Origin of the sequence: Nocardioides potassii, assembly GCF_021648885.1 — a bacterium.
In the GTDB taxonomy this organism is placed as follows: Bacteria; Actinomycetota; Actinomycetes; order Propionibacteriales; family Nocardioidaceae; genus Nocardioides; species Nocardioides potassii.
In genome coordinates this window covers 1-16028 of record NZ_JAKJHZ010000014.1, presented here as the reverse complement: position 1 = coordinate 16028, position 16028 = coordinate 1, and the positions used below count along the sequence as shown (strand labels likewise).

Below are 16028 nucleotides of genomic sequence, written 5' to 3'. Positions count from 1 at the left end.
CGGGTGCGAGTTACGGGTCGATCGGTGCTGTTAGGCATCAGTCCCTCAACCCCTCCGGCATGAGCTTCGCGAGGTTGCGTACGCCGCGCAGCTGGAGCTGCTTGACCGCCCCGTCGGACCGGTCCAGGGCCTTCGCGGTCTCCGCGATCGACATCCCCTGCAGGAACCGCATGATCAGGCACTCGCGCTGCTCGCTCGGCAGCTCGGTGAGCGCCGTCAGGAGCACCTCGTTGGTGAGGCCGGCGAGCACCTCGTCCTCGGGACCGTCGGTCGCATCGTCGTGCGGCGTCATGTCCTCGGTGGTCATCTCGAGGCGCGTGCGCCCGGCCTTGAAGTGGTCGGTGGTGAGGTTGCGCGCGATGGTCATCAGCCAGGCGCCGAAGTCCTTGCCCTGCCAGCGGAAGTTGTTCATGCTCCGCAGCGCGCGGAAGAACGTCTCGGAGGTGAGGTCCTCCGCCAGGGTCTGGGACCGCGTCCGGTAGTAGAGGAAGCGGTAGACCGACGCCTGATAGTGGTCGTAGAGGAGGCCGAACGCCTCCTTGTCCCCCTGGCGTGCGAGCTCGACGAGCGCGATCAGCCGCTCGCGGTCCGCCTCGTCCATCTCCGAGGAGGCCGCCTGGTCCTCGTCGCCCACGGGCCCGGACGGGCCCGCGGCGCCGAACCGGTCGCCGTCGTCCAGCGGGAGCGAGGCCGATCCGGGGGCCGCCGTCTCGGCAAGCACCATCCCGCCGGCCAGGGCCGCCACCTGCCGCGGTGCGAGGGCAGCCCACACCGCACGCCTGAGCGCGTCGAGGCCGTCCTCGATGGGGTGCATGCGGTGTCCCTCCCGGTTGCAGCAGTGTCCACGATAGATGGCTGCACCGTCCTTGTGAACCCGTGAGTAACTACGAGTTACAGCGGCCGGGAGAGGGTCAGGAGCGGTCCCGGCCGCGCATGCTGACCCCGGCGGCCACCGCTCCGGACACCGCGCCGGTCACCGCGGCGGCCACCAGGCCGGCCCGCGCTGCCTTGCGCCCGGTGCGGTAGTCCCGCACCCGCCACCCGTGGGCCCGGGCGTGGGCGCGCAGCCGCGCGTCGGGGTTGACGGCGATCGCCTCGCCGACCAACGAGAGCATCGGGAGGTCGTTGTAGGAGTCGGAGTACGCCGAGCAGCGGGCCAGGTCGAGGCCCTCGCGCTCGGCGAGCGCACGCACCGCCTCGGCCTTGGCCGGACCGTGGAGCAGGTCGCCGACCAACCGGCCGGTGTAGACGCCGTCGACGTGCTCCGCGACGGTGCCCATCGCGCCGGTGAGCCCGAGCCGGCGCGCGATGATGCTGGCGATCTCGATGGGCGCGGCGGTCACCAGCCACACCCGCTGGCCCTCGTCGAGGTGCAGCTGGGCGAGCGCGCGGGTGCCGGGCCAGATGCGGTGCGCCATGGCCTCGTCGAAGATCAGCTCGCCGAGCTCCTCGAGCTCGGCGGTGGTGTGGCCGGCGATGAAGGCGAGCGCGGACGCGCGGGTCTCGGCGACGTGGGTCGGGTCCTCGACACCGACGACGCGGAAGTAGGCCTGCTTCCACGCCGCGCCCAGGATCTCGCGGGTGGTGAAGAACTTGCGGCGGTGCAGCCCGCGCGCGAGGTGGAAGATGCTCGCACCCTGCATGACGGTGTTGTCGACGTCGAAGAAGGCCGCGGCGGTCGGGTCGCTCGGCAACGTGAGTGCGCTCTCGACCTCGGCGCCTGCTGCCGCAGCCTCGCCGGCCAGGACCGAGCGCTGCTGCAGGTCGATCCTGCGCGGTCGCTCCGACGGGGTCACCCGTGGAAGCGTAGCGGGGGTCGAGGGGCCGTCGCTGTGGGAGGATCGCCCGCATGCCGCGCACCGACGTCTCCGCGTTCGTGGCCGAGGCAGCGCAGGACGTCCCCGACCGGCAGGCGCTGGTCGAGAGCGGCGGACGGACCCTCACCTGGGCCGGTCTCGAGGACGAGGTCGCCCGGATCGCGACCGGGCTCGGGACCCACGGCGTCCGTGCCGGCCAGCGGGTGATGATCCTCGTCGGCAACCGCATCGAGTTCGTCACGACCTACCTCGGCGTGCTCCGCGCGCAGGTGGTGGCCGTCCCGGTCAACCCGCGCTCGACGGCGGGCGAGGTCGCGCGGATGATCGCCGACTCCGGCACCCGGCTGGTCGTGGTCGACGACACGGCCGTCGACGTGGTGCGTGGCGCGCTCGACGCGCTGGACGACGTCGTCGCCCCCGTCGTGGTGGTGACCGGTGCCGAGCCCGGGCCGGACGAGGTCGGGTTCGCCGACCTCCGCGCGGACGTCGTACGGCCCGTGCCGCCGCTGCCGGACCCCGAGAAGCTCGCCGCCCTCCTCTACACCAGCGGCACCTCCGGTCTGCCACGTGCCGCGATGCTCAGCCACCGCGCCTTGCTGGCCAACATCGAGCAGGTCGCCTCGGTCGAGCCGCCGATGATGCACGGCGACGACGTCGTCCTCGGCGTGCTCCCGCTGTTCCACGTCTACGGGCTCAACGCCGTGCTCGGCGGAGTGCTGCGCCACCGTGCCCGCCTGCTCCTCGTCGAGCGCTTCGAGCCGCAGGCGGTGCTGGACCTGATCGACGACGAGGCCTGCAGCGTCGTGCCGATCGCCCCGCCCGTCTTCGTCCACTGGCTGCCGGACGAGCACCTGCGCGAGCGGCTCGGTCCGGTGCGGCTGGTCCTGTCCGGCTCGGCGCCGCTCGAGGCGCGCGTGATCGAGGACTTCACCGCGATCACCGGCGTCCCGGTCCACCAGGGCTACGGACTGACCGAGGCGGCGCCGGTCGTCACGAGCACGCTCTGCAGCCGCGAGCCCCGCGCCGGTTCGGTCGGCGCCGCGCTGCCCGGCATCGAGCTGCGGCTCGTGGACGAGGCCCGGCACCCGGTCACGGGCGAGGACCCGGGCGAGATCCAGGTCCGCGGCGACAACCTGTTCAGCGGCTACTGGCCCGACGGCTCCGACGGACCGGACGACGACGGCTGGTACGGCACGGGCGACGTCGGCTTCCTCGACGCCGACGGCGACCTCTACCTCGTCGACCGGCTCAAGGAGCTGATCATCGTCAGCGGCTTCAACGTCTACCCGACCGAGGTCGAGGACGTGATCCGCGAGGTCGATGGTGTCGCGGACGCGGCCGTGATCGGCGTGCCGGACGAGGAGACCGGCGAGGCCGTCGTGGCGTACGTCGTCGCACGGCGTCCGATGACCCACCTCGAGGAGGCGGTCCGGGCGCACGCCGTGGTCCGGCTGGCCCGCTTCAAGCACCCGACCCGCATCGAGGTCGTCGACGAGCTCCCGCTCACGGTGACCGGCAAGGTGCAGAAGGGCCGCCTGCGCGGCCTCGAGCGCCGCCGGGTGTCAGGACTACTCGGATGACGACGCCGCGCGTCACCTTCTACTCCCGCCAGGGCTGCCACCTGTGCGACGACGCCCGGGAAGTGGTCGCGCGCGTGTGCGCCGACCTCGGGGAGTCGTTCTCGGAGGTCGACGTCGACGCCGACCCCGACCTCGCGGACCGCTTCGGCGACGAGGTCCCCGTGACGTTCGTCGACGGCCGCCAGCACGACTTCTGGCGCGTCGACGAGACGCGCTTGCGGGCAGCGCTCATCACACGCTGACCTGCTTGTCGACACCCGGCGCGGGTGGGTCATCTCACATGTGCTAGCCGACCGTTCTCCCGTTTTGTTCTCCCGTTCACAAACTCCTACAGTGACGGAGTCAGGCGATCCTCGTCGGACTGGAGAGAAGCAAGCTGTGACCGCACGGACCCCCGACTCCGCCCGGGACATTCCCGAGGCAACCGTCGCCAGGCTTCCCGTGTACCTGCGTGCCCTGACCGGCCTCGCCGAGGGCGGCACGACCACGTGCTCCAGCGAGGAGCTCGCCGCGTCCGCAGGCGTCAACAGCGCCAAGCTCCGCAAGGACCTCTCCTACCTCGGCAGCTACGGCACCCGCGGCGTCGGCTACGACGTGGAGTACCTCCGCTACCAGATCGCCCGCGAGATCGGCGTGACGCACGACTGGCCCGTGGTCATCGTCGGCATCGGCAACCTCGGCCACGCCCTGGCCAACTACTCCGGCTTCCGCAGCCGCGGCTTCCGGGTCGTGGCGCTGCTCGACGCCGACCCCAGCCGACACGACGAGGTCGTCGCCGGGCTCGACGTCCGCTCCTTCGAGGACCTCGAGTCGATCGTCGCCGAGAACGACGTCTCCATCGGCGTGATCGCGACGCCCGCGGTCGCCGCGCAGGCCGTCGCCGACCGGATGGTCGCGGCCGGGATCACGAGCATCCTCAACTTCGCGCCGAGCGTCCTGTCGGTGCCCGACGGCGTCGACGTGCGGAAGGTCGACCTGTCCATCGAGCTCCAGATCCTCGCCTACCACGAGCAGCGCAAGTCGGTCGCTCCCGCGGGGGAGGTGTCGGCCACGTGAGCGTCCTGGTCGTGGGGATCTCCCACAAGTCCGCCCCGGTCGAGCTCCTCGAGCGCCTCGCGATGGACCCCGAGGGCGCCGTCAAGCTGGTGACCGACGCCGTGTCCGGCGAGCACGTCACCGAGGCGGCGGCGATCGTCACGTGCAACCGCCTCGAGGTCTACGCCCAGGTGGACCGGTTCCACGGCAGCGTCGAGGACCTCTCCGGCCTCTTCGTCGAGCGGGCCTCGCTCACCACCGAGGCGCTGCTGCCCCACCTCTACGTCCACTACGACGAGGGCGCCGTCTCGCACCTCTTCCAGGTGGCCGCGGGCCTCGACTCGATGGTCGTCGGCGAGGGCCAGATCCTCGGCCAGACCCGCGACGCGCTGCGCGTCGGCCAGGAGCACGGCACCGTCGGCCCGGCCCTCAACACGCTCTTCCAGCAGGCGCTGCGCGTCGGCAAGCGCGCCCATGCCGAGACCGACATCGACCGGGCCGCGCCGTCGCTGGTCAGCACCGCGCTCGTGCGCAGCAGCGTGCCCGTCGAGGGCGCCCGGGCCCTCGTGCTCGGCGCTGGTGCGATGGCGTCGCTGGCCGCTGCTCATCTCGCGCGAGGCGGTGCCGCGTCGATCACGGTGCTCAACCGCACTGCCGCGAGCGCCGAGCGGCTCGCCCAGGAGTACGGCGCCACCTCCGCGCCGCTGTCCGCGCTCGCCGACGAGCTGCCGCTGGCCGACATCGTCGTCTCGTGCACCGGCGCCCCCGAGCCGCTGGTCCGCATCGCCGACATGGCCACCGCGCGTACCGGGACCGATCGTCCGATGGCCGTCATCGACCTCGCGCTGCCGCACGACGTCGACCCGGCGGTCGCCGACCTGCCGGGCGTCGAGCTGATCAACCTGGCCGGCCTGGCCGACGAGCTGCGCGGCCTCGAGGCCGACGCAGGCGTGGACGACGTACGCAGCATCGTGGCGCAGGAGATCGCCGCCTTCCTCGCCGTACGGCGCCAGGCGAGCGTCACGCCGACCGTCGTCGCCCTCCGCTCGATGGCGACCGCTGTCGTCGACGCCGAGATGGACCGGCTCGCCGCGCGGCTGCCCGGCCTCGACGACGCCACCCGCGCCGAGGTCCTGCACACCGTCCGCCGGGTCGCCGACAAGCTGCTCCACGAGCCGACCGTCCGCGTCAAGGAGCTCGCCGACGCCGAGCCGGCCGTGTCCTACACCGCCGCGCTCGCCGAGCTGTTCCGCCTCGACCCCGAGGCCGTGGACGCCGTGACCCGGGCGGAGGGCAAGTCATGACCAACGCGCTCCGACTCGGCACCCGCGCCTCGGCGCTGGCCACCACCCAGTCCGGCCTGGTCGCCGACCTGATCCGCGAGCGGCTCGGTCGCGAGGTCGAGCTCGTCGAGGTCTCGACCGAGGGCGACCGCAGTGCCGCGCCGCTCGCCACCCTCGGCGGCACCGGCGTCTTCGTCAGCGCGCTCCGCGACGCCCTGCTCGCCGGGCAGGTGGACATCGCGGTCCACTCGCTCAAGGACCTGCCGACCACGCCTGCCGACGGCATCGCGCTCGCCGCTGTACCTCCTCGCGAGGACCCGCGCGACGTCGTCGTCGCCCGCGACGGGCTCACCCTCGGCGAGCTGCCGGTCGGCAGCCGCCTCGGCACGGGCTCGCCGCGCCGGGTCAGCCAGCTCGAGGCGCTCGGCCTCGGTCTCGCGATCGAGGGCATCCGCGGCAACGTCGACACCCGGATCCGCAAGGTCCGCGAGGGCGAGGTCGACGCAGTCGTCCTGGCCCGCGCCGGCCTGGCCCGCCTCGGACGCCTCGACGAGGTCACCGAGGTGCTCGATCCCCTCCAGATGCTCCCCGCCCCCGGCCAGGGTGCGCTCGCCATCGAGTGCCGGTCCGCCGACACCGACCTGGTGGCCGCCCTCGCCCGGCTGGACGACGCCCCCACCCGCGCCGCGGTCACCGCGGAGCGGGCCGTGCTCAACACCCTCGAGGCCGGTTGCTCCGCCCCGCTGGGTGCCCTGGCCGAGGTCGTCGAGGGCGAGGAGGGGGAGGAGCTGTGGCTGCGCGCCGTGGCCCTCTCCGAGGACGGCGGCCTGTCCGTACGGATGAGCGCCACCGGCCCGGTCGCCGAGGCCGAGCAGCTCGGCAGACGACTCGCGAGCGACATGCTCGACGACGGAGCAGCAGACCTGATGACGGCATCACCTTTGCAGGGACCACCAGTGAGGAACACACACGCATGACGCGAGTACAGACCCCGCAGGCCAGCGCCACCCCCCAGGCCAAGGCGGCCACACCCGGCTGGGTGTCGTTCGTCGGCAGCGGTCCGGGTGACCCGGGCCTGCTGACGGTGCGTGCGGTGGAGCTCATCCAGGCCGCCGAGGTCGTCGTCACCGAGGCCCCCGAGCACGTCGACCTGGTCCACTCGGTCCTCGGCCTGCCCGTCGGGTCGGAGGGCGGCCCGGAGATCGTCGACGGCGGCTTCGGCGAGGACGGCCAGCCGCTCACGCACGCGGCCCGCGCCAAGGTCGTCGTACGCCACGGCAAGAAGCAGCGCGTCGTGCGCCTGATGACCGGCGACCCGTTCCTCTACGCCTCCGGCCCCGAGGAGGCGCAGGCCTGCGTCAAGGCGGGCGTCGGCTTCGAGGTCGTCCCCGGCGTCTCGTCGGTGAGCGCGGTCCCGGCCTATGCGGGCATCCCGCTGACCGACAAGCGCCACCGCGAGATCGCGGTCGTGACGTGCGGCGACAAGGTCGACTGGAGCGCCTACGCCGACGACCGCACCCTCGTCCTGCTCTCCGGCGTCGGCAGCATCGGCGAGACCGCCGCCGCGCTGATCGAGGCCGGTCGGTCGCCCGAGACGCCCGTCGCGATGACCCGCGTCGGCACCACGACCGAGCAGCAGACCCTCATCTCGACGCTGGCCACGATCGCCGCCGACGTCCGCGCGGCCCGCATCGCCCCGCCGGCGATCACCGTCATCGGTGACGTCGTCGACCTGCGCCAGACGCTGTCGTGGTTCGAGACCAAGCCGCTCTTCGGCTGGCGCGCGCTCGTGCCCCGCACCAAGGAGCAGGCCGGCTCGCTGTCGCGTCGCCTGCGGGAGTACGGCGCCGTGCCCGAGGAGGTGCCCACCATCTCGGTCGAGCCGCCGCGCAACCCGCTCCAGATGGACAAGGCCGTCCGCGGGCTCGTCGAGGGCCGCTACGAGTGGATCGCCTTCACCTCGGTCAACGCAGTCAAGGCCGTGCGCGAGAAGTTCGAGGACTACGGACTCGACGCCCGCGCGTTCTCGGGCCTCAAGATCGCCGCCGTCGGCGACAAGACCGCCCAGGCGATCGCCGACTGGGGCCTGCGTGCCGACCTCGTGCCGTCCGGCGAGCAGTCCGCCGCCGGCCTGCTCGAGGACTGGCCGCCCTACGACGAGGTGCTCGACCCGATCAACCGGGTCTTCCTGCCGCGCGCCGACATCGCGACCGAGAACCTCGTCGCCGGCCTGGTCGACCTCGGCTGGGAGTGCGACGACGTCACGGCCTACCGCACCGTGCGGGCCACGCCGCCGCCGGCGCCGGTCCGCGACGCGATCAAGACCGGCAAGTTCGACGCCGTCGTCTTCACCTCGTCCTCCACCGTGCGCAACCTCGTCGGCATCGCCGGCAAGCCGCACCCGTCGACCATCATCGCCGTCATCGGCCCGCAGACGGCCAAGACCGCGGAGGAGCACGGCCTGCGCGTCGACGTCCTGGCGCCGTCGCCCGACGTCGAGGTCCTCGTGGACGCGCTCGCCGACTTCGGTGCCGCCCGCCGTCTCGCGATGCTGGAGGCGGGCGAGCCCGTCACCCGGCCGAGCGAGCGCACCGCCTCGGGCCGTCGGAAGGCACGCGCGAAGTGACCGAGGAGCACCGCGAGATCCAGGCCCCGCTCGTCCGGCCCCGCCGGCTGCGGCGCACCCCGGCGCTGCGCCGGATGGTGGCCGAGACGGCGGTCCGGCCGAGCTCGCTGGTGCTCCCCGTCTTCATCCGGGAGAACGCGACCGAGCCCCGGCCGATCGCGTCGATGCCGGGCGTCGTCCAGCACTCGCGCGACTCGCTCAAGGCGGCGGTCAACGAGGCGGCCGAGCTGGGTCTCGGTGGCGTCATGCTCTTCGGGATCCCGGAGACCAAGGACGCCACCGGCTCCGGCGGCATCGACCCCGCCGGCGTGCTCAACCTCGCGATCACCGACGTGGTCGCCGAGGTCGGCGACCAGCTCACGGTGATGTCCGACCTGTGCCTCGACGAGTTCACCGACCACGGGCACTGCGGCCTGCTGACACCCGACGGCGACGTCGACAACGACCTGACGCTGGCGGCGTACGCCCGGATGGCGCTCGCGCAGGCGGCCGCCGGCGTCGACATGGTCGGACCCAGCGGCATGATGGACGGCCAGGTCGCGGTCGTCCGCGACGCGCTCGACTCCGCCGGCCACGAGCACGTCTCGATCCTGGCCTACTCCGCGAAGTACGCCTCTGCGTTCTTCGGGCCGTTCCGCGAGGCCGTCGACTCGTCCCTCGTCGGCGACCGCAAGACCTACCAGCAGGACCCCGCCAACGCCCTGGAGGGCGTGCGCGAGGTGCTCCTCGACGTCGAGCAGGGCGCCGACATAGTCATGGTGAAGCCCGCGCTGGCCTACCTCGACGTGATCCGCCGCGTCCGCGACGCCGTCGACATCCCGGTCGCGGCCTACAACATCTCCGGCGAGTACGCCATGGTCGAGGCCGCCGCCGCCAACGGCTGGATCGACCGCGAGGCCGCCATCCTCGAGACCCTCACCTCGATCCGCCGCGCCGGCGCCGACGTGATCCTCACCTACTGGGCCTCCGAGGCCGCCCGCCTCGTCCGCTGATACGTAGGGGGGCTCGCCCAGCGGTGATGGAGCCGCATTTCCTGGCCGCGGAATGTGGGTGGGCCACCGCTGCCCCGCGTTGCGTCGTACGACGCGCCCGAGTGCGGTGATGGAGCCACATTTCCGCGCTGGGAAATGTGGGTGGGCCACCGCTCGAGCAGGACGAGTCAGGGGTTGAGGAGCCTGTTGGCGCAGTCGAGGAGCTCGTTGGCGCCGGTGAGCGGGAGGTCGACCACGCCCTGCAGGGTGCACTGGGCGATCGCCTCGGCGAGCGTCAGGGTCTGCGAGATCGTCGCCGTCGGGAGGGGCGGCAGCGTGGTCGGCAGGACGGTCGGCAGCGTCGTCGGGTTGACCGTCGGCGTCTGGGTCGGGACCGAGGTCGTCGGAGCCTTGGTCGGGGACTGGGTCGGCGTCTGCGTCGGGGTCTGGGTGGGCGCCTGCGTCGGGACCTGGGTCGGCGTCTTGGTGGGCGACTTGGTCGGCTTCACGGTGGGCGTCGAGCTGCCCTTGCCGGTGCCGGTCAGGCCGCCCTTGCTGCCCTTCCTGCCGCCGCTGGTCGCCGTGGGCTCCGGCATGATCACGCCCGAGGTGAGGACCGAGGACGGTACGGCGCTGAAGTCGCCGTCCATGTAGGCCTGCATGATCGACAGGACCAGGTCGACGTACTCGTTGGAGTGGTTGTAGCGGTAGACCGAGGCGCGCTGGCCCTTCTCCTGCGACAGGTCGTCGTCGCCGGAGCAGAGGTAGACCGCGGTCGCAAGGGCCGCGTCGTCAATGTCCTGCGGGTTGCGGGTGCCGTCACTGTCGCCGTCCACGCCCACGACCGACCAGGTGGAGGGGATGAACTGCATCGGGCCGACGGCGCGGTCCCACTTGGCGTCGTCGTCGTACTGCCCGCCGTCGGTGTCGGCGATGCGCTGGGTGTTGTTCTTGCCGTTGAGCGGGATGCCGTAGATACCCGGGCGGGCGACGCCCTGGTCGTCGAGGGTGTTGCCGCCGAAGCGGCCGTGGTCGGACTCCACGCGCCCGATCGCCGCGATCAGCTCCCACGGGATGGCGCACCCGCGGTCGGCCTTGTTGATGACCGCCTCGGCGCGCTGGTAGGCCGACAGCGCGGCCTGCGGGATGCTGCTCGCCGATCCGGGGCTGAGGGCGGCGGCCCGCGTGACCGCGTCGTCGCCGACGCTCGCCGGCGCCTCGATCGCGCTGGCGGGCAGGACCGTGCCGTCGGGAAGGGTCTGGGGGCCGTCCTCGTCGGCACTCGCGGCGGTCACGCCCACGCCTGCGAGGCTGGCGGTCCAGGCGGCGCTGAGCACCGCCAGCGGGACGATCGTGATCGCCCTGTGGAGTCGGTTCGACGTCGACATTGCTGTTGCTCCCCTTGTGGTTCTGCACGCCATGATGCCCCCTCCGGACACCGCGTACACCACCCAACGAGTGATTTCCCTCATAAGTTACGCATCGGTACGTGTGGGCCACTGCACAGGGCGAGCAGCCGGTCGTACGCCGAATGGGCAGCCTTGCCCGGCTACGCGACAATGAGGCCGTGACCCCCGCGACGACTGCCACGACAGCGGCCAGCGAGGCGCTCTTCGACCGCGCCCGCGCCGTGACGCCGGGAGGCGTGAACTCGCCCGTGCGCGCCTTCAACGCCGTCGGCGGCACGCCGCGCTTCATCACCTCCGCCTCCGGCGCCTGGCTCACCGATGCCGACGGCAACGACTACGTCGACCTGATCTGCTCGTGGGGGCCGATGCTGCTCGGCCACGCGCACCCCGACGTGCAGGCGGCCGTGGCCGGCGCCGTGGCCCGCGGTACGTCGTACGGCACCCCGACCGAGCCCGAGGTCGAGCTCGCCGAGGAGATCGTCGCGCGCACACCGGTCGAGCGGGTCCGGTTCGTCTCCAGCGGCACCGAGGCGACGATGTCGGCCATCCGGCTGGCCCGCGGCGCCACCGGCCGCGACCTCGTCGTGAAGTTCGCCGGCTGCTACCACGGCCACGTCGACCCGCTGCTGGCCGAGGCCGGCTCGGGCGTCGCGACCCTCGCCGTCCCCGGCACCAGCGGCGTCCCGGCGACGTCGGCCGCCGAGACGCTGGTCCTGCCCTACAACGACCGCGAGGCCGTGCTCGCCGCCTTCGAGGCGCACGGGCCGCGGATCGCCTGCCTGATCACCGAGGCGATGCCCGGGAACATGGGCATCGTCCCGCCCGCGCCGGGCTTCAACGCCTTCCTCGCCGAGACCTGCCGCGCCCACGGTGCGCTGTTCATCAGCGACGAGGTGATGACCGGCTTCCGCGCCACCGAGCAGGGCGGGTGGGGCCTGGATGGGGCCATCGAGGGCTGGGTACCCGACCTGATGACCTTCGGAAAAGTGATGGGCGGCGGCTTCCCCGCTGCAGCCTTCGGCGGCCGTGCCGACCTGATGGCCCACCTCGCGCCGGAGGGGCCGGTCTACCAGGCCGGCACGCTCTCGGGGAACCCGGTCGCGACCACCGCCGGGCTCACCACGCTGCGGCTGGCGACGCCCGAGGTCTACGCCCAGCTCGACGCGACCGCGCACACGATCCGCGCCGCGGTCACCGAGCACCTGCAGGCCGCCTCCGTCCCGCACGTCGTGCAGACGGCCGGGACCATGTTCTCGGTGTTCTTCCGCGACGAGCCGGTCCGCGACTTCGCCGAGGCGTCGCAGCAGGACACCGCGGCCTACGCCGCCTTCTTCCACTCGATGCTCGACCAGGGCGTCTACCTGCCCCCGTCGGCGTACGAGGCGTGGTTCGTGTCCGCGGCCCACGACGAGCGGGCCGTCTCGAGGATCCTCGACGCGCTCCCGGCCGCCGCAGTGGCTGCGGCGACGGCAGGGGGTCTGTGATGGGGGTCCAGACGATCGTCCACCTGCTGCGGCACGGCGAGGTCCACAACCCGGCCGGCGTCCTCTACGGCCGCCGCGACGGCTTCCACCTCTCCGAGCTCGGCCGGCAGATGGCCCAGCGGATCGCCGACACCGTCGGTGACCGCGACATCACCCACATGCGTACGTCGCCGCTCGAGCGCGCGCAGGAGACCGGCGCCCCCCTCGCCGCGGTCCGGGGCCTCACCCCGCTCATCGACCCGCGGGTCATCGAGTCGGGCAACAAGTTCGAGGGGATGAGCTTCGCCGACGGCGGGATGACCTTCGTCAAGCGACCGCAGCTGCTGCGCCACATGTACAACCCGTTCAAGCCGTCGTGGGGCGAGCCCTACGACGAGATCGCCTCCCGCATGGTCGCCGCGATCCACGACGCCCGGGACGCGGCAGTCGGCCACGAGGCCGTCGTGGTGTCCCACCAGCTGCCGATCTGGACGACGCGGCTGTTCCTCGAGCGGCGCAGCTACCTCCACCACCCGAAGACCCGCCAGTGCACCCTGTGCTCGCTGACGAGCATCGTCTTCGACGACGACCGGATGGTGCAGGTCCGCTACTCCGAGCCCGCCGGTGACCTGATCCCGGTCGCCGACCGCTCCGCGCCCTTCTCGGCGGGCGGAGCGCGCGAGGAGGACCGGCCCTGAAGCTCCTCCGCTCGATCGTCGTACCCCTGGTGGGTCTCGCCTGCCTGCTCGCGCTGGCCGGCTGCTCGGCCGTGTCCGGCACCGGCGACAAGGGCTACATCACCGGCGAGGGCGTGCCCACCGAGGTGAAGGCGGTCGACCGCGGCGAGCCGGTCGAGCTCACCGGCACGGACCTCGACGGCAACCAGGTCGACCTCGCGGCGCTTCGTGGCAAGCCGGTCGTGGTCAACGTGTGGTGGTCGGAGTGCCCGCCGTGCCGTGTCGAGCAGCCCGACCTCAACGAGGCCGCCACCGAGCTCGGTGACAGCGTCACCTTCCTCGGCCTCAACATCCGCGACTCCGGGGTCGAGAAGGCGCAGGCGTTCGTCCGCAACTACGACGTGCCCTACCCCTCGGTGTTCGCTCCCGATGGGCGGGCGCTCCTCGCCTTCGCCGGCACGCTCAACCCCCGCTCGATCCCGAGCACCGTGGTGCTCGACAAGGAGGGCCGCGTCGCCGCGTCCGTCCAGGGCCGGATCCCCACCACCCAGACGCTGCTCTCGCTCGTCGAGGTCGTGAGCAATGAGTGACTGGTTCCGCGACACCGCGCTGTCGGGGTCGCTGGTCCTCGCGCTGCCCGTGGCGCTCGTCGCCGGGCTGGTGTCGTTCTTCAGCCCGTGCGTGATCCCGCTGCTGCCGGGCTACCTGTCCTACGCCACCGGCATCTCCGGCGGTGACCTCGAGGACGCGCGTCGCAGCCGGCTCGTGACGGGCGCGGTGCTCTTCGTCCTGGGATTCGCGACCGTCTTCGTGCTGCTGGGCAGCCTCACCGGGGCTGCAGGGGCGTGGCTGTTCGTCCACACCCGCCAGCTCAACGTCGTGCTCGGCATCATCACGATCCTGCTGGGCGTCGCGTTCCTCGGCGCCTTCGGCTTCCTCCAGCGCGACTGGCGCATCCACAAGGTCCCTGCGGTCGGCCTCGCCGCTGCGCCCGTCATCGGCTTCCTGTTCGGTGTCGGCTGGACCCCGTGCGTGGGCCCGACGCTTGCCGCCATCAACGTGCTGTCGGTCAACGAGGCCACGGCGACCCGCGGTGCTGTGCTGTCGGGCGTGTTCGCCCTCGGCCTCGGACTGCCGTTCATCGCCGCGGCGCTGGCCTACCGCCGGATGACCCGCGCCTTCGCCGTCGTACGCCGCCACCAGATGCTCGTCGTCCGCCTCGGCGGCGTGATGATGATCGTGGTCGGCGTGCTCCTCCTCAGCGGCTGGTGGGAGCTCCTGGTGCAGCAGCTCCAGGGCGCCCTCCTCGGCTGGTGGGTGCCGGTGTGACCCAGCTCGACCGACGGCCCTCCGACGACCGCCAGGCCACCCCGCTGCCCGCCGACCTCGACGCGCGCGGCCTCGCCCGGTGGAGCTGGCGACAGCTCACCTCGATGCGTACGGCGCTCGTGCTGCTGCTCCTGCTCGCCCTCGCCTCGATCCCGGGCTCGGTCATCCCGCAGGAGGACATCGACTCGCTCGCGGTGGCGAAGTGGCGCGACAACCACCCGCGGCTGGCCCCGATCTGGGACCGCCTCGACCTGTTCTCGGTCTACGGCTCGGTGTGGTTCTCGGCCATCTACATCCTGCTGATGATCTCGCTCGTCGGCTGCATCGTGCCGCGCCTGTTCGTCTACGCCCGCGCCCTGCGGGCCCGGCCGCCACGGGCTCCTCGCCATCTCTCGCGGCTCCCGGAGAGCACGTCGTACACGACCGACGAGGACCCCGACGTCGTCCTCGACCGCGCGGCCGAGGTCATCAGGGGGCGCCGGTTCCGGGTCGACCGCGCCGAGGGCGGCGACTCCGTGGCCGCCGAGCGCGGCCACCTGCGCGAGGCCGGCAACCTGCTCTTCCACCTCGCGGTCATCGTCGTGCTGTTGGGCGTCGCGATCGGCAGCCTGTTCGGCTACAAGGGCGGCGTGATCATGTTCGTCGGCAAGGACCAGGGCTTCTCCAACACCCTGACGCAGTACGACGACTTCGCCCCCGGCAGCCTGTTCGACCCTGCGGTCATGGAGCCGTTCTCCTTCAGCATCACCGACTTCGACGTCGAGTGGATGACCGACGGCCGGCGCGCCGGCCAGGCCCGCAAGTTCGTCTCGCACCTCGACTACCAGACCGAGCCCGGTGGTGAGACGAAGCAGTACGACCTCAAGGTCAACCACCCGCTGTCGATCGGCGGCACCGACGTCTTCCTCATCGGCCACGGCTACGCCCCGGTCATCACGATCCGCGACGGCGAGGGCAACATCGCGCAGAGCGGACCGACCGCGTTCCTGCCGATCAACCCGCAGACGTTCGAGTCCTTCGGCGTCGTGAAGGCCCCCGACGCCCAGCCGACCCAGATCGGCCTCGAGGGCACCTTCTACCCGACCTTCCAGCTCGGACGCGACGCCGACGGCAACCTCACGATGCCGTCCTCGGCCTTCGGCAACGCCGTCGACCCGCTCGTCTCGCTCCAGGTCTGGACGGGCGACGTCGGCCTCGACGACGGGACCGGGGCGTCGGTCTACGTCCTCGACAAGGCCAAGGCCACGCAGCTGCTCAACGACAAGGGACAGCCCTTCCGGATGGACCTCCGCCCCGGCGAGAGCGTGACCCTGCCCGACGGACTCGGCAGCGTCACCTTCGAGGGCCTCGAGCGGTGGAACAAGATCCAGATCAGCCGCACCCCCGGCAAGCTCATCGCCCTGGGCGGCGTCGTCGCCGCCCTGCTCGGCCTGCTGGGCTCCCTATTCGTGCGGCCCCGCCGGCTGTGGGTGCGGGCACGCCGTCAGGACGACGGGACCACACTGGTCGAGGTGGCCCGCCTCGACCGCTCCTCGGGCGGCGACCCGGAGACCGGGCGTGCGGAGCTGGATGGCATCGTGGCAGCAATGGGAAAGGACCAGTCATGACCGACCTGCAGTGGGAGTCGCTGAGCAACCAGGGCGTGGCAGCGGCAGGGGTCGTCTACTTCCTCGCGCTGCTGGCCTACGCGGTCCAGTGGGCCGCACTCCGCGACGTGCCGGTCAGACAGCCCGCCGCTGTCGGTCGTGGGGGGGGCCGCCGCCCCCCCCCCCCCGGGGGGGGGGGGGCCCCCGGGGGGGGGGGGGGGGGGGGCCCCCCCCGGGGGGCGCGGCCCCGCC

At 72.4% G+C, this 16028-nt stretch carries 15 protein-coding genes; 12 read left to right on the top strand and 3 right to left on the bottom strand.

The features are described from left to right. Window positions 1-37: 37 nt before the first annotated feature. Window positions 38-814, bottom strand: a complete 777-nt coding sequence (locus L2K70_RS20670) for a sigma-70 family RNA polymerase sigma factor (RefSeq protein ID WP_236405331.1) — start codon at window positions 812-814, stop codon at window positions 38-40. Window positions 815-911: 97 nt separating this feature from the next. Further along, on the bottom strand, window positions 912-1796 hold the full coding sequence (locus L2K70_RS20665) for an HAD family hydrolase (protein ID WP_236405329.1): 885 nt from the start codon (window positions 1794-1796) through the stop codon (window positions 912-914). Between the two features lie 53 nt (window positions 1797-1849). On the opposite strand from L2K70_RS20665, the gene L2K70_RS20660 reads away from it, so the two are divergent. The 7 genes from L2K70_RS20660 (at window position 1850) to hemB (ending at window position 9333) form a co-directional block, all read left to right on the top strand. Then, window positions 1850-3397 (top strand): class I adenylate-forming enzyme family protein, encoded by a 1548-nt coding sequence (locus L2K70_RS20660; RefSeq protein WP_236405327.1) that lies wholly within the window; start codon window positions 1850-1852, stop codon window positions 3395-3397. Then, window positions 3394-3639, top strand: a complete 246-nt coding sequence (locus L2K70_RS20655; RefSeq protein WP_236405325.1) for a glutaredoxin family protein — start codon at window positions 3394-3396, stop codon at window positions 3637-3639. Before L2K70_RS20660 ends, L2K70_RS20655 begins: the two co-directional genes overlap by 4 nt. Window positions 3640-3775: 136 nt before the next feature. Next, window positions 3776-4453, top strand: coding sequence for a redox-sensing transcriptional repressor Rex (locus L2K70_RS20650; RefSeq protein ID WP_236405323.1), 678 nt, complete (start codon window positions 3776-3778; stop codon window positions 4451-4453). Continuing rightward, the gene (locus L2K70_RS20645) at window positions 4450-5736 is read left to right on the top strand and encodes a glutamyl-tRNA reductase (protein ID WP_236405321.1); all 1287 of its coding nucleotides are present in this window, start codon (window positions 4450-4452) and stop codon (window positions 5734-5736) included. Before L2K70_RS20650 ends, L2K70_RS20645 begins: the two co-directional genes overlap by 4 nt. Continuing rightward, window positions 5733-6692, top strand: coding sequence for a hydroxymethylbilane synthase (gene hemC, locus L2K70_RS20640; protein WP_236405319.1), 960 nt, complete (start codon window positions 5733-5735; stop codon window positions 6690-6692). The genes L2K70_RS20645 and hemC overlap by 4 nt, the downstream gene beginning before the upstream one ends. Beyond that, a complete protein-coding gene (locus L2K70_RS20635; protein ID WP_236405317.1) occupies window positions 6689-8341 on the top strand; it encodes a bifunctional uroporphyrinogen-III C-methyltransferase/uroporphyrinogen-III synthase in 1653 nt (550 codons plus the stop codon). The genes hemC and L2K70_RS20635 overlap by 4 nt, the downstream gene beginning before the upstream one ends. Continuing rightward, window positions 8338-9333, top strand: coding sequence for a porphobilinogen synthase (gene hemB / locus L2K70_RS20630; RefSeq protein ID WP_308195860.1), 996 nt, complete (start codon window positions 8338-8340; stop codon window positions 9331-9333). Before L2K70_RS20635 ends, hemB begins: the two co-directional genes overlap by 4 nt. A gap of 167 nt (window positions 9334-9500) precedes the next feature. Here the strand turns inward: hemB and L2K70_RS20625 are convergent, their stop codons facing one another. After that, complete coding sequence (locus L2K70_RS20625; RefSeq protein WP_236405315.1) at window positions 9501-10700, bottom strand: lytic transglycosylase domain-containing protein; 1200 nt, start codon at window positions 10698-10700, stop codon at window positions 9501-9503. A 179-nt stretch (window positions 10701-10879) separates the two neighbouring features. Between L2K70_RS20625 and hemL the strand changes: the two genes are divergently transcribed. The 5 genes from hemL to resB are packed head-to-tail and all read left to right on the top strand — an operon-like array spanning window position 10880 to window position 15797. Further along, window positions 10880-12205 (top strand): glutamate-1-semialdehyde 2,1-aminomutase, encoded by a 1326-nt coding sequence (gene hemL / locus L2K70_RS20620; protein ID WP_236405313.1) that lies wholly within the window; start codon window positions 10880-10882, stop codon window positions 12203-12205. Beyond that, complete coding sequence (locus L2K70_RS20615; protein WP_236405311.1) at window positions 12205-12882, top strand: histidine phosphatase family protein; 678 nt, start codon at window positions 12205-12207, stop codon at window positions 12880-12882. Before hemL ends, L2K70_RS20615 begins: the two co-directional genes overlap by 1 nt. A 29-nt stretch (window positions 12883-12911) precedes the next feature. Further along, the gene (locus L2K70_RS20610; RefSeq protein ID WP_236405309.1) at window positions 12912-13451 is read left to right on the top strand and encodes a TlpA disulfide reductase family protein; all 540 of its coding nucleotides are present in this window, start codon (window positions 12912-12914) and stop codon (window positions 13449-13451) included. Further along, window positions 13444-14190, top strand: a complete 747-nt coding sequence (locus L2K70_RS20605) for a cytochrome c biogenesis CcdA family protein (protein ID WP_236405307.1) — start codon at window positions 13444-13446, stop codon at window positions 14188-14190. The genes L2K70_RS20610 and L2K70_RS20605 overlap by 8 nt, the downstream gene beginning before the upstream one ends. Continuing rightward, a complete protein-coding gene (resB, locus tag L2K70_RS20600; protein WP_236405306.1) occupies window positions 14187-15797 on the top strand; it encodes a cytochrome c biogenesis protein ResB in 1611 nt (536 codons plus the stop codon). Before L2K70_RS20605 ends, resB begins: the two co-directional genes overlap by 4 nt. Window positions 15798-16028: the final 231 nt, after the last annotated feature.

Excerpts from the sequence above, each read along its gene's own strand:
- L2K70_RS20670 (WP_236405331.1), bottom strand. The coding sequence starts at position 814 with ATGCACCCCATCGAGGACGGCCTCGACGCGCTCAGGCGTGCGGTGTGG.
- L2K70_RS20660 (WP_236405327.1), top strand. The coding sequence starts at position 1,850 with ATGCCGCGCACCGACGTCTCCGCGTTCGTGGCCGAGGCAGCGCAGGAC.
- L2K70_RS20655 (WP_236405325.1), top strand. The coding sequence starts at position 3,394 with ATGACGACGCCGCGCGTCACCTTCTACTCCCGCCAGGGCTGCCACCTG.
- hemC (WP_236405319.1), top strand. The coding sequence starts at position 5,733 with ATGACCAACGCGCTCCGACTCGGCACCCGCGCCTCGGCGCTGGCCACC.
- L2K70_RS20635 (WP_236405317.1), top strand. The coding sequence starts at position 6,689 with ATGACGCGAGTACAGACCCCGCAGGCCAGCGCCACCCCCCAGGCCAAG.
- L2K70_RS20625 (WP_236405315.1), bottom strand. The coding sequence starts at position 10,700 with ATGTCGACGTCGAACCGACTCCACAGGGCGATCACGATCGTCCCGCTG.
- L2K70_RS20615 (WP_236405311.1), top strand. The coding sequence starts at position 12,205 with ATGGGGGTCCAGACGATCGTCCACCTGCTGCGGCACGGCGAGGTCCAC.
- L2K70_RS20605 (WP_236405307.1), top strand. The coding sequence starts at position 13,444 with ATGAGTGACTGGTTCCGCGACACCGCGCTGTCGGGGTCGCTGGTCCTC.